General features: G+C 30.7%; 13 protein-coding genes. 5 read left to right on the forward strand and 8 right to left on the reverse strand.

Annotated elements, in window-relative coordinates; translation table 11 throughout:
* Nucleotides 1-64: 64 nt before the first annotated feature.
* On the forward strand, nt 65-235 hold the full coding sequence (locus CLV91_RS17045) for a DUF6747 family protein (RefSeq protein WP_317124767.1): 171 nt from the start codon (nt 65-67) through the stop codon (nt 233-235).
* A gap of 313 nt (nt 236-548) precedes the next feature.
* A complete protein-coding gene (locus tag CLV91_RS16790; RefSeq protein ID WP_170146696.1) occupies nt 549-719 on the forward strand; it encodes a DUF6747 family protein in 171 nt (56 codons plus the stop codon).
* 110 nt (nt 720-829) lie between these two features.
* Here CLV91_RS16790 and CLV91_RS04285 read toward each other — a convergent pair whose 3' ends face one another.
* The 3 genes from CLV91_RS04285 to CLV91_RS04295 form a co-directional block, all read right to left on the reverse strand.
* Nucleotides 830-1,837 carry a DUF4837 family protein gene (locus CLV91_RS04285; protein WP_121064317.1) on the reverse strand — a complete coding sequence of 336 codons (1,008 nt, stop codon included), beginning with the start codon at nt 1,835-1,837 and terminating at the stop codon, nt 830-832.
* A gap of 10 nt (nt 1,838-1,847) precedes the next feature.
* Nucleotides 1,848-3,491: a LysM peptidoglycan-binding domain-containing protein gene (locus CLV91_RS04290; protein ID WP_121064318.1), complete on the reverse strand. Its 1,644-nt coding sequence runs from the start codon at nt 3,489-3,491 to the stop codon at nt 1,848-1,850.
* Nucleotides 3,492-3,607: 116 nt separating this feature from the next.
* Nucleotides 3,608-4,798 (reverse strand): phosphoglycerate kinase, encoded by a 1,191-nt coding sequence (locus tag CLV91_RS04295; RefSeq protein ID WP_121064320.1) that lies wholly within the window; start codon nt 4,796-4,798, stop codon nt 3,608-3,610.
* 174 nt (nt 4,799-4,972) lie between these two features.
* Between CLV91_RS04295 and CLV91_RS04300 the strand changes: the two genes are divergently transcribed.
* Together CLV91_RS04300 and CLV91_RS04305 are read left to right on the forward strand one after the other, a co-directional pair.
* Nucleotides 4,973-6,124: a DNA polymerase III subunit gene (locus tag CLV91_RS04300; RefSeq protein ID WP_121064322.1), complete on the forward strand. Its 1,152-nt coding sequence runs from the start codon at nt 4,973-4,975 to the stop codon at nt 6,122-6,124.
* Between the two features lie 12 nt (nt 6,125-6,136).
* On the forward strand, nt 6,137-6,535 hold the full coding sequence (locus CLV91_RS04305) for a DoxX family membrane protein (RefSeq protein ID WP_121064324.1): 399 nt from the start codon (nt 6,137-6,139) through the stop codon (nt 6,533-6,535).
* Between the two features lie 2 nt (nt 6,536-6,537).
* On the opposite strand, the gene CLV91_RS16795 is transcribed toward CLV91_RS04305, so the two are convergent.
* Together CLV91_RS16795 and dinD are read right to left on the reverse strand one after the other, a co-directional pair.
* Entirely contained in the window at nt 6,538-6,708 is a 171-nt protein-coding gene (locus CLV91_RS16795) for a hypothetical protein (RefSeq protein ID WP_170146697.1), read from the reverse strand.
* Between the two features lie 95 nt (nt 6,709-6,803).
* Nucleotides 6,804-7,640 carry a DNA damage-inducible protein D gene (gene dinD, locus CLV91_RS04310; protein ID WP_121064326.1) on the reverse strand — a complete coding sequence of 279 codons (837 nt, stop codon included), beginning with the start codon at nt 7,638-7,640 and terminating at the stop codon, nt 6,804-6,806.
* A 235-nt stretch (nt 7,641-7,875) separates the two neighbouring features.
* Here dinD and CLV91_RS04315 point away from each other — a divergent pair, with 235 nt between their 5' ends.
* A complete protein-coding gene (locus CLV91_RS04315; protein ID WP_121064328.1) occupies nt 7,876-9,000 on the forward strand; it encodes a leucine-rich repeat domain-containing protein in 1,125 nt (374 codons plus the stop codon).
* A gap of 59 nt (nt 9,001-9,059) precedes the next feature.
* On the opposite strand, the gene CLV91_RS04320 is transcribed toward CLV91_RS04315, so the two are convergent.
* From CLV91_RS04320 to CLV91_RS04330, 3 genes are all read right to left on the reverse strand, one after another.
* A complete protein-coding gene (locus CLV91_RS04320; protein ID WP_121064330.1) occupies nt 9,060-9,566 on the reverse strand; it encodes an OmpH family outer membrane protein in 507 nt (168 codons plus the stop codon).
* A 293-nt stretch (nt 9,567-9,859) separates the two neighbouring features.
* Entirely contained in the window at nt 9,860-10,687 is an 828-nt protein-coding gene (locus CLV91_RS04325; RefSeq protein WP_121064332.1) for a class I SAM-dependent methyltransferase, read from the reverse strand.
* Nucleotides 10,665-11,216: a hypothetical protein gene (locus CLV91_RS04330; RefSeq protein WP_121064334.1), complete on the reverse strand. Its 552-nt coding sequence runs from the start codon at nt 11,214-11,216 to the stop codon at nt 10,665-10,667. Before CLV91_RS04330 ends, CLV91_RS04325 begins: the two co-directional genes overlap by 23 nt.
* Nucleotides 11,217-11,231 lie beyond the last annotated feature (15 nt).

Genomic DNA, 11,231 nt, shown 5'->3' on the forward strand with positions numbered 1-11,231 from the left:
ACCTTATAAGCTCATTTATAGTTATATATACATAATATTCCCAAATAACCTAAAATCCAAACCAATGAAAAATATCCTACTTATCAAAGAAATTTATCTCGAAGCATTTAAAAGCTTAGGGAGTAAAATTGTAAAATCCTATTTTAAAATATTCACTTGGTTTTGCTTTGCCAGTTTTCTTGTAGTGCTCTATGCTCTTATTTTTAGAATTGTTACTGGTTTCCCATTTCAATAAAAATATTTCAACCAACCAATTTTAAGAAAAAGTGTCTTTTTAAGACGCTTTTTCTTTTTTATGACTAATTCTGAAATTTAATTTTATAATTACTAAAGACAAATCTTACAAAGAAATATGAAAAAATAATAGTTGCTTGTTTTTTGTAAGCAAATGCTTAAAGCTCCCTTAGTAAGTTATCCCAAAAAACTACTGTTTGTCTATGCGCCTGCAAATAAACTCCTTACATCCTTTTAATTCAGCTTTTTAGCCAAAGGTTTTTCCCTCATTCAAAACAAGTCGGAACTTTGTAGCGAACCAAATATTGTTTACTATGGAGAAATTATTACTATTAAAAGAAATTTATTTTGAAGCTTTCAAAAATTGGGGAAGCCAGTTTTTAAAAAGATATTTTAAAGTGCTCTCTTGGGCATGTGTGTTTTTAATTGCTGTTGCCCTTTACGCATTAATATTTAGAATGTCTACTGGATTTGCCTTTGTATGAAAAGTAAATCAAAGTTTTAAAATCAAAAAGCTCATTAGCAATTGCTAATGAGCTTTTTTGTTTCAAACAAGGAAATACACTGTTTGTATTAAAACAGTGTATTAAAAGGCCTATTTTTCGCCTTCCTTCACGTTAATCTTAAGTGTTTTCAGGATTGCTTCTAACTGAAACATGTAATCTCTCTTTTCTGTTGCTGGTGCAAACGTAAATCCTTCTATTACTAATTTTCTATTATTTTTAGTATCATCAATAATATAAGTTATAAAAGGCCCTGCCATAGGATAGTTTTTTATATCCCAAATACCACGCACCTCAATAGCCTTCATTCCGTTTATTTCTGCAGGGAAAATATTTGGAGAAAAGGCTGGCTCTGTACGCATGTGCGTTATTTTGCCTTCTACATCTGGCCCTGGAATATATTTCTCGCCTATAGAATCTCTCATATGCACTATATCCCTTACTAAGGTAGAATCTGTTTTAAAACTATTTGCAGGTACTGTATAGGCTATTACATTAACGGTTCCTTTAGGTATTTGGTGGTCTATCCACACAAAATTATCTACTTCTCTACCAACTTTATAAATAGAGGGTATGTTTAGACTAATATTAAACTGATTTTCTAAAGCTTTTTCTTTGTTTAACGAACGTAAAAATCTTTTTTGAGCCTCATCAATTTCTTGCTTCTTAAATGCCGCAATTATTTCGGTAGCTTTTTTGTCTATATTGGCAATAATTTCTTGGTTATTGTGTCCTTTTATAACACCAATTTTCTGAGGTCTAGCATACATATCCCTTTTTATATGTGCTATATTTAAAGTGTCTTTTTGAACATACAATACTGCTCTTGTGTTTCTTAGAGCGCCAGAAAATACACTTGCAGGAACATTAGTAATATTAAATAAAGGCTCATCCCAAGTAAGCCCAACAACGGGTGCCGCAAAATGTTCTCTAATTTTATCTCCTACGTCTCCTTTCCATAAGTCGTTTTCTATAACGACCGTAAGGTTATTTATTGCTCCAATAGATTCTGGTAAATAACTTTTCTTATTGGTTTCTTTACAGCCAAAAAGCACTGCTACAAAAAGCAGTACAGAAAACATCCTTAATTTCTTATTCATGGTATATTATTTATGATGGACAAGCACATAATTTAAGCTTTGTTCCTGGTTTTAAGTTCTTACCACTAATACCGTTCCATTCTCGTAAATTTTCTATACTAATTCCAGGATATTTTTTTGAAATAGTCCAAAGCGAGTCTCCACTTTGCACCGTATGTACCTTTGCTCCAGGAGGGATTACTACTTTTTTAGTTGTTTTTGCTACTGTTTTCTTAGAAGAAGTAATAGATGGATTTCTTGTAAAAATAGTAAGTCTTTGCCCTATACGTAAATTATTACTTCGCAAACCATTCCAACGTTTAATTTGGCTTACTCCAACGCCATATCTACTTGCTATTTTCCCTAAATAATCTCCGCTACGCACTTTATATCGTATTTGGTCTTGCGCTTTTACCAATTGCGGCATTGGGCTTTCTTTACTTTTTAATTCCTTTTCTACATGTGCATATATAGCATCTTCATTTGCCACAAATTTACCCATAGCTGCAACTGGCAATCGTAAAGAATAATTTTTACCATCTACATAAGGAATAACGTTTAACTTATAGGACGGGTTTAAAAGTTTTAGCTCTTCTACATCAACACCAACCAGTTCCGATATTTGTTTAAAGGTTATTAGGCTTTTTACATGTATGGTATCTGTAATAAAATAATTACGGTCTACTTCTTTTGCTTTTAAACCATATTCATCTGCATACTCAAACAAATACATAGTTGCTATAAATGCAGGCACATAACCTGCAGTTTCTCTAGGAAGATTTCTTCTTATGTTCCAGTAATTCTTTTTCCCTCCTGATCTTCTAATTGCTTTATTTACATTCCCTGGACCAGAATTATAGGCTGCTAATGCTAAGTCCCAGTCGTCAAAAATATCATAAAGTCTGCCTAAATATTTACAGGCCGCTTCGGTAGCTTTTATAGGATCACTACGCTCATCTACATAACTACTAACATCTAATTTATACATTTTACCTGTACTGTACATAAATTGCCAAAGTCCTGTTGCTCCTACTCTAGACCTTGCTCTAGGGTTTAATGCAGACTCTACAATAGCCAAATATTTCATCTCTAAAGGAATATCATAATTGTCTAATTGCTGCTCAAAAAGAGGAAAATAAAATTGGCTAACCGTTAGCATACGCTCCATTAAACCTCTTTTTCTTTTTAAGAAAGATTTAATTACGTTTTCTAAAGATGGGTTATATGTTATATTAAATGGTGTTTTTTGGTTTAGACGTTCTAACCTTGCTTTTAAAGAATCTGTATTAATTTCAGTTTCATATGTTGCATCTAAATCAAGATTCTCTATTTCTGCATACATATCTTCAAAAAGAACATTTGTCTCTAAAAGTTCTTTCATCCATAAACTATCATACTTTGCAGCATGTTCATTGTCTTTTAAATCATACTTTGCGGGTGTATTTTCTTTTGCAGTAAGTGTTAAAGGATTATCTTTTATATCACCATTAACAGCAGTAGTTTGTATTGCCTTTTGTTCTAATAATGGTAATGCTAGGGTGTCTAAAGGAATATCCTTAGACTCAATAATTTTTACTTCGTTTTGCGGAGTAGAATCTTCTTCTTGTGCAAGTAGTGGAAACGCAAAAAGGAATAGCGCAATACTAAAATGAAAACGCTTTTTTAAAAAATTCATAGTACGTTATTTAATTTCGGGACTAACGAAAATCGCACATTTTTCTGGGAGAATAAAATTTTCTCTCTTAAAATGTGCGATTTTTAATTTATTACCGTTTGTCGATAACGTACCAACTATGCTAATATAGCAGCAATTCCAGGTAAAGTTTTTCCTTCTAAACTCTCTAACATTGCACCTCCGCCTGTAGATACATAGCTTACTTTATCTTGGAAGCCAAATTGTTTTACTGCAGCAACAGAATCGCCGCCACCAACAAGAGAAAAAGCTCCATTTTGTGTAGATGCATCAATATAATTTCCTAATGCAATAGTTCCTTTAGCAAAAGATTCCATTTCAAAAACACCTATTGGGCCATTCCAAAGAATAGTTTTAGACTTTAAAATAACCTCTTTAAAGATTTCTAAAGTTTTAGGACCTGCATCTAAACCTTGCCATCCGTCAGGAATTTTATCAGAATCTACTATTTGTGTATTTGCATCATTACTAAAATCATCTGCAGCCAAAACATCTACAGGAATATGTACTTCTACTCCTTTTGCTTTTGCTTGTTTTAAAATCTCTAAAGCCAATTCCATTTTATCATCTTCACAAATAGAATCTCCTACTTTTCCTCCTTGTGCTTTTACAAAAGTATAAGTCATTCCGCCACCAACAATTAGGTGATCTACTTTGTCTAATATATTTTCTATAATTGTTATTTTAGAAGATACTTTAGCTCCTCCTAATATTGCAAGTACTGGTTTTTCTCCTGTTTGCATTACTTTTTCTATAGACTCTATCTCTTTAGCAAGTAAAAGTCCAAAACATTTATTTTCTGGAAAAAATTGAGCAACTACAGTTGTAGAAGCGTGAGCTCTATGCGCTGTACCAAAGGCATCATTAACATAAATATCTCCTAATTTAGAAAGTTGTTCTGCAAAAGCTACATCTCCGCTAGTTTCTTCACTATAAAAACGTAAGTTTTCTAATAATAAAATTTCTCCGCTTTTTAATTCTGCCACAGCTTTTTCTGCTGTTTCACCAACACAATCGTCAACAAATTTTACAGCAACACCAATAACTTCAGAAACTTTATCGCAAATATGCTTTAAAGACATATCGGCATTACGAGTTCCTTTTGGTCTTCCCATATGACTCATAAGAACAGCACTACCACCATCTTCTAAAACTTTAATTATAGTAGGTTTTGCTGCTTCTATTCTAGTTGCATCTGTTACATTAAAATCATTATCTAAAGGCACATTAAAATCTACACGTATTAGTGCTTTTTTGTTTTCAAAATTAAAATCGTTAATTACTTTCATCTATTGCAGTGTGTTTGTTTTTAATTTGGTTTAACTTATCATTAAACGCTTCTAAATATGCTTTCTTGAATGGTAAAGGTAAAGATTTATAACCTTTAGCTAAAGTATAACCCTTAATAAATCTACTATAACGTTATAATTATAGAATAGACCAAAAAAGCTATCTTTGGGGGTATGTTATTTAGTCAAATTTTAGGGCTTTCCCATATTAAAAAACATTTAGCAACAAGTGCCAATGCTGGTAGAATACCACATGCACAACTATTTGTAGGGCCAGAAGGGTGTGGTTTACTGCCTATGGCATTAGCCTATGCGCAATATATTATTTGTGGAAACACCAATGAAGAAAATAATGGAGCCAATAGTTCTTGCAATACAAAATTCGATTCTTATGCGCACCCAGATATGCATTTTGTTTTTCCGGTTGCTAACTCAGATAAAGTAAAAAGCCATGCCGTAAGTAACCATTATATGCAAGAATGGCGACAATTTATAACCGAACAGCCTTATGGTAATTTGTTTGATTGGTACCAAATGTTAGGTATTGAAAAAAAACAAGGCCAAATTGGGGTTGATGAAGCATTAGATGTGGTTAAAAAATTAGCCTTAAAATCTTATGAAGGTGGGTATAAGGTGATGCTTATTTGGATGGCCGAAAAAATGAATGTTTCTGCGGCTAATAAACTCTTAAAACTAATAGAAGAACCTCCTAATAAAACCGTTTTTCTTTTGCTTGCCGAGGATGAAGAGCAAATACTACAAACCATAAAATCTAGATGCCAAATATTACATTTTCCTCCTCTTGCAGAAGATGCTATTGCTACTGCTCTTATAGAAAAAGGAGCTAATAGAGAAGAAGCTTTACGTATTGCTCATGAAGCAGATGGTAATTTTAATAAAGCTATAGATTTACTAAATAACGATTCTGAAGATTTAGTTTTTGAAAAGTGGTTTGTACAATGGGTACGTAGTGCTTTTAAAGCCAAAGGAAATAAAGCTGCTATTCATGATTTAATTCTTTGGAGCGAAGAGGTTGCAAAAACAGGTAGAGAAACCCAAAAGAAATTTTTACTCTATTGTATAGCAGTAATGCGCCAAGCAATGCTTATTAATTTTAATGCCGAAGAGCTTGCATATATGCATATGGAATCCGAAGGTTTTCAGCTTAAAAAGTTTGCTCCTTTTGTACATGAAAATAATATTCTTAGTATTGTTAAAGAATTAGAAGATGCTATTTACCATATAGAACGTAACGGTAATTCTAAACTAATACTAACCGACCTTTCTATACGACTAACTAGATTACTGCATGCAAAAGCAGCCTAACAAAATTTATTTATGGAACCTATATTTACGAATGCAACAGAGATTCTTATTTTACTTTTTTTAATTATTACTTTTTTACAAAGTGGTTATGATAAAATAGCCGATTGGAATGGTAATGTATCTTGGCTTAAAGGACATTTTGCCGAAACGCCTCTTAAAAATATGGTGCCAATGCTTGTTGCGGTAATTTTAGTTACAGAAATTATTGCTGGTGTTTTATGTGCCATAGGAATATATCAACTATATGCAACAGGGATTTCTACTTTTGCTATGTATGGAGCAATCCTTTCTTGTGTGGTTCTCTTAATGCTTCTTTTTGGGCAGCGTGTAGCTAAAGATTATGATGGTGCTAGAACCATTGCTATTTACTTTATACCAGCTATATTTTTAGTGTTTTTATTGCAGGGGTAAGTTTAACTAAATATAATGAAATATACTCCAAATATTATCATTAGTATTCCATAAATAATAGCTTGTTTATTCTCAAAATTATTAAACTCATATTTTTCATCTAAAGGATTGTAAATTGTATGACCAATAGATATTACACCTACTAAAATAAAAATTACACTTATAATTAACATGTTTATATCCAATATACGATTAAAGAGGTAAGCTATTTATACTTTCTTCCTTACTGATTCTTATGTTTTTATTTGGTGTTTTATTAAAAGGGTTATTACTTTAATTTTTTGGGATTTTTTAGACTCTTCTTTTCATCACTTTTTAAACGCCTATCTATCTTAGTAATATCTTCTTCTGGGGTTAAAGCTTCAGGTTTAATACCTCTTGAAATTAAAGTACTTCTTACAGATTTATTATTTGTAATATGTTCTTTAGAGATTTGCCCTTCGGTTTTCATATTGTTTCCTTTGGCATTAAATATGGTAATCTCAGTCGCAAAATCTTTTGCTTTTAGAAGTATTGTAGGCATAAAATCTGCCAAAGGTTTATTCTTTATTCCCCACCTATCCTTCATCTGTTGGGTTGTTTTGCCAAACAATGCTGTATCTCCTTTACTTCTAATTAAAGCAAAATTTTTATTTCCTCCAGTTTGCTCAAATATTACTTGAGATAATTCTTTCTCAGTAGATTTTAATTTTTCCCTAGCTAAAACTCTTTCGTATTCTAATATTTTCTTTTCTATTAGTTCTGCTTTTCTAGTTTGAATTGCAAAATAACGTTGAGCAAATGCTATAGTCTCTTTTCTAGGGTCTCCATTTTGGGCTATTAAGTAACAAGCATATCTTGTCAACATAATGTCATCAATTTCCCTTTCGCTCCCAGAACCTAGAGTGACCATTTTGTTGACGTCAACAAAATGGTCATCTATTTGCTGTTCAGAAACTTCGCAAGCAGTTTTAGCTTTATTAATTACTAAACTAAAATTCCTCCATTCTTTATATCCTAAAAGATGTTGTAAATCTCTTGCCATCCAAAATTCTACTCCATCTGAAGTTTCATTTGCCTGAGACTCAAAATTTTCTGTAAGACTGTATATTATTGATGTTTTCATATTATAAAAATAAAACCCGAGTGACATAATTGCCGGCTCGGGTCTATTAACTTAAGTTAATTATCGTGAGGCTGCCTAAGCTATATAGTATACTAGCTATTAAGCATCATAAAATTTAATCTCTTATGACCACGCCATTACCCTATATTTATTTATTAATCCCCTTTCCTCCGAAGGGACATTACAAATGTAGGAAATTTGAGTTAATTTTGATGAGACAACTTACAATCAAAAAATGATAAAAATACCTTCAAAGAATATTTCGAAATTAGATTTATCAAATCAAAACTTAACTCAGTTTCCTTTAGAAATAGTTAATCTCAAAAATTTAAAAAAATTAAACCTTAGCGGAAATAAAATAAAACACATTCCTAAAGAAATTGAAAGATTAAAAAATTTAGAACAACTAGATTTGTCAAAAAACTTAATTAATAATTTCTATTCTAAAATATGTTCATTAAAAAAACTGAAGGTATTAAACCTTAATAACAACCAAATTAAAACCATTCCTAAACAAATTGAAAATCTTGATAAATTAAATACTCTAACTATTGCAAATAATATAATAACTAGTCTTCCAATTACATTTTCCAACCTTAAAAACCTTAAAAAATTAAATTTATCAAAAAATAATCTTGATAATTTTCCTAGTGAAATTTTAGAATTAGATTCACTGACTCATTTATGGATGAATGAATTAAACATCCAAAAATCGTTTTCGAAAGAAATGATTAATAAACTTAAAACCCTTAATTCAATCTATTGTTATTCTCAAAATAGAAAATCAACAAAAGATATCTATCTTCAATTATCTAAACATAAAGGTAATTCTATCAAAAAATTGAGAAATAATTCAACTTTAGAATTAAAAAAAATTAGGCCTTCTAATATGAAAAAACAAAATATTCTTAAAAATAAAATATTTATTAGTTATTCTCATAAAGATAAATTGTGGCTAGAAAAGGTCCAAACTAACTTAAAGGCTATGGGCCATAGCATAAATGAAGAGCATGATGTTTGGGATGATACAAAAATTAAGGTAGGAGACAAATGGAGAGATGAAATTGAAAACGCATTAGAGAACGCTAGAATTGCAATATTAATTATATCAACTGAGTTCCTTGCTTCAGATTTTATTCAAAGTGATGAACTCCCTACATTACTTAGAAATGCCAAAAATAATGGCACGCGAATTTTACCTTTAATTGTAGGGCATTGTTTTTTTAATAACAACAAAAATTTATCTGAATTTCAGGCAATTAATTCTCCTGAAAAACCTTTAAACTCTCTTACGCCTTCCGAAATAGAAAAACAACTCTTAAACTTAACAAAAGAGGTCTATGGCTTACTAAAATCATAAAAAAATCCCGCTGGTTAATTAACCAGCGGGATTTTTTTATGTTCTAAAAGTAAAACGTTTTACTTCTTATACTTATCATTTAATATTTTAACTACCTGATTTGTTAAGTTATTAGCATCTGTACCGTAAAGTACGCTACCACCTTCACCACCACCTAAGATATACGAGTAGCCTTGTGCTTTACCATAAGCGATAATCTCTTTTTTTACCTTACTTACAATACTGTCCATTTCTACTTGTCCGGCTGCTTGTAACTGTTGGTCTTCTTGTTGCAATTGTTGCCCCATTACCTGCCCTTTTTGTTGCATTAAGCCATACTCTTCTTGTGCTTTTTTCTGAGACATTTTTTGTGCCTTTATCTGAAAAGCTTGTGCTTCTAATTGAAAAGCCTGCGAGATACTATCTCTCTTTTTTGTTAATGCTTCTACCTTTTTTTTAAATTTAGCTTCTACATCAATTTTTTCTTGGTATTCATCCATTAGCTTTACGTTATCTACATAACCTATCTTCTCTTGCTGACAAGAAGCCATTCCTAACACAGCTAATACTAATAAAATCTTTTTCATTTTGTTCTCTTTAATATTTTCTTATTGCAAAAATTATTTTTCTGCTGCGCTAAAATAACAAAGGTTTTTAAATTGAAAGCCTTTATACTCATAATTGTTAAAATCATACAAAATGGTTTATAAAAACCTGAAAAAACAAATAATAGCTAAAATCTATTTAAAAAATGGTTTATAATAAGTTTTAATTATGTTAAATGATTTTAAATTGATAGATTTAACAACGCTTATAAAAATCTTGACTACAATATACTTTTCTAACCACAAAAAGCCACTAAACCTCTTTAAAACAAGAATTAAGCATTTTTAAGTATATATATTACAGAAGAATATTCTTTTGTAAAGACTGCCTTAAGATTAGACCACAAGCCTACCATAAATGCTCTAAAAATATTTTTTTTTGTAGGTTGATGCTCTTCTGATAAAATAGATACATAAAAGGAATCGAACCACATGGGTTTAGTTTTTACAACTTTCATACTATGAGAAGAAAATAGTTTAGAGATAGATGTTCTCGAAAAATGCCAAAGATGTCTTGGCACATCATAAGCTGCCCAATTTTCTTTATACCATTTTGCATCAAAAGATTTATAGTTTGGAACGGCAATAATTAAAGTGCCATTTTCTGCAAGTAATTTTTTTAGATTTTGAATTTGCTCTTCTAAATTTGGAAGGTGTTCTAAAACATGCCAAAGAGTAATTACATTAAACTTTTTGTTTTTTAATTCCGTAAAGTCTGAATATAGAGTAATTCCTTTTTCCGATGCTTTTGTAATTGCATTAGAATTTGGTTCCATTCCACAAACTTGCCAACCTCCATTTTTTGCTCCTAACAAAAAGTCTCCTGTACCTGCTCCAACATCTAATACATTTTTATCTGAAGTTCTATAAGAATTAATTAGTGAGACTTTTTTTTGAATACTATATTTTTTTACGACTTGGTAAATTTTATCTAGCAAAGAAATAGAAGCGTCGGAATGTGAAATATAAGCATCACTCTCATAATACATATCTAAATTATTTGGCTGTGGTTTTGTTACCAACATATCCAAATCAGAATCATGCTCTAATTGAAACTCCTCACCCGTTATTAAAAAATCTTTAGTTTTTAAATACAATTTCATTGTAATTGTGCGTAGACAAATATTCTTTTTTCAAAGTGCAAAGATACTTTAAAACAACTTCTCTAGAAAGTGAATTTATTTCTAAACAATCTTTTTCTAGATCGCTATACACTTCTATTGCTAAATACCAATTTCCGTTTCTTGACATAGTTGGATCCTCAATATCTGCATCTTCTAAGTTACCTATTAAAGCATTAAACATCACACTTGTAATCATGGGTGCTAAATTTATAGCTTTGTCCGGAATTTCTACTTCATAAAAAGAAAAGAAATATTGTTCGTCATTAATTTTAAAAGGAACATTATCATAAACATCTATATGCTGTAAATCATATTTAGTATTCACATAATTATAAAATTGATTTACTTCCTTTGGGTCTTCAAAAATAAACATTTGCCTTTTGGATAGGCTTCTTTTAAATTTTTTTCCTTTGGTAACATTATAATCAGAAATACTTGGTGCTATACGAATAGGAATACAAGAATTAAGGAAAGTAACAGAAGCAATGACATAGAGAAGTTTCTTCATTTTTTAATGGCATAT

This window comes from Maribacter vaceletii (assembly GCF_003634105.1).
Lineage (GTDB): Bacteria > Bacteroidota > Bacteroidia > Flavobacteriales > Flavobacteriaceae > Maribacter_B > Maribacter_B vaceletii.

Excerpts from the sequence above, each read along its gene's own strand:
- CLV91_RS17045 (WP_317124767.1), top strand. The coding sequence starts at position 65 with ATGAAAAATATCCTACTTATCAAAGAAATTTATCTCGAAGCATTTAAA.
- CLV91_RS16790 (WP_170146696.1), top strand. The coding sequence starts at position 549 with ATGGAGAAATTATTACTATTAAAAGAAATTTATTTTGAAGCTTTCAAA.
- CLV91_RS04285 (WP_121064317.1), bottom strand. The coding sequence starts at position 1,837 with ATGAATAAGAAATTAAGGATGTTTTCTGTACTGCTTTTTGTAGCAGTG.
- CLV91_RS04290 (WP_121064318.1), bottom strand. The coding sequence starts at position 3,491 with ATGAATTTTTTAAAAAAGCGTTTTCATTTTAGTATTGCGCTATTCCTT.
- CLV91_RS04295 (WP_121064320.1), bottom strand. The coding sequence starts at position 4,798 with ATGAAAGTAATTAACGATTTTAATTTTGAAAACAAAAAAGCACTAATA.
- CLV91_RS04300 (WP_121064322.1), top strand. The coding sequence starts at position 4,973 with ATGTTATTTAGTCAAATTTTAGGGCTTTCCCATATTAAAAAACATTTA.
- CLV91_RS04305 (WP_121064324.1), top strand. The coding sequence starts at position 6,137 with ATGGAACCTATATTTACGAATGCAACAGAGATTCTTATTTTACTTTTT.
- CLV91_RS16795 (WP_170146697.1), bottom strand. The coding sequence starts at position 6,708 with ATGTTAATTATAAGTGTAATTTTTATTTTAGTAGGTGTAATATCTATT.
- dinD (WP_121064326.1), bottom strand. The coding sequence starts at position 7,640 with ATGAAAACATCAATAATATACAGTCTTACAGAAAATTTTGAGTCTCAG.
- CLV91_RS04315 (WP_121064328.1), top strand. The coding sequence starts at position 7,876 with ATGATAAAAATACCTTCAAAGAATATTTCGAAATTAGATTTATCAAAT.
- CLV91_RS04320 (WP_121064330.1), bottom strand. The coding sequence starts at position 9,566 with ATGAAAAAGATTTTATTAGTATTAGCTGTGTTAGGAATGGCTTCTTGT.
- CLV91_RS04325 (WP_121064332.1), bottom strand. The coding sequence starts at position 10,687 with ATGAAATTGTATTTAAAAACTAAAGATTTTTTAATAACGGGTGAGGAG.
- CLV91_RS04330 (WP_121064334.1), bottom strand. The coding sequence starts at position 11,216 with ATGAAGAAACTTCTCTATGTCATTGCTTCTGTTACTTTCCTTAATTCT.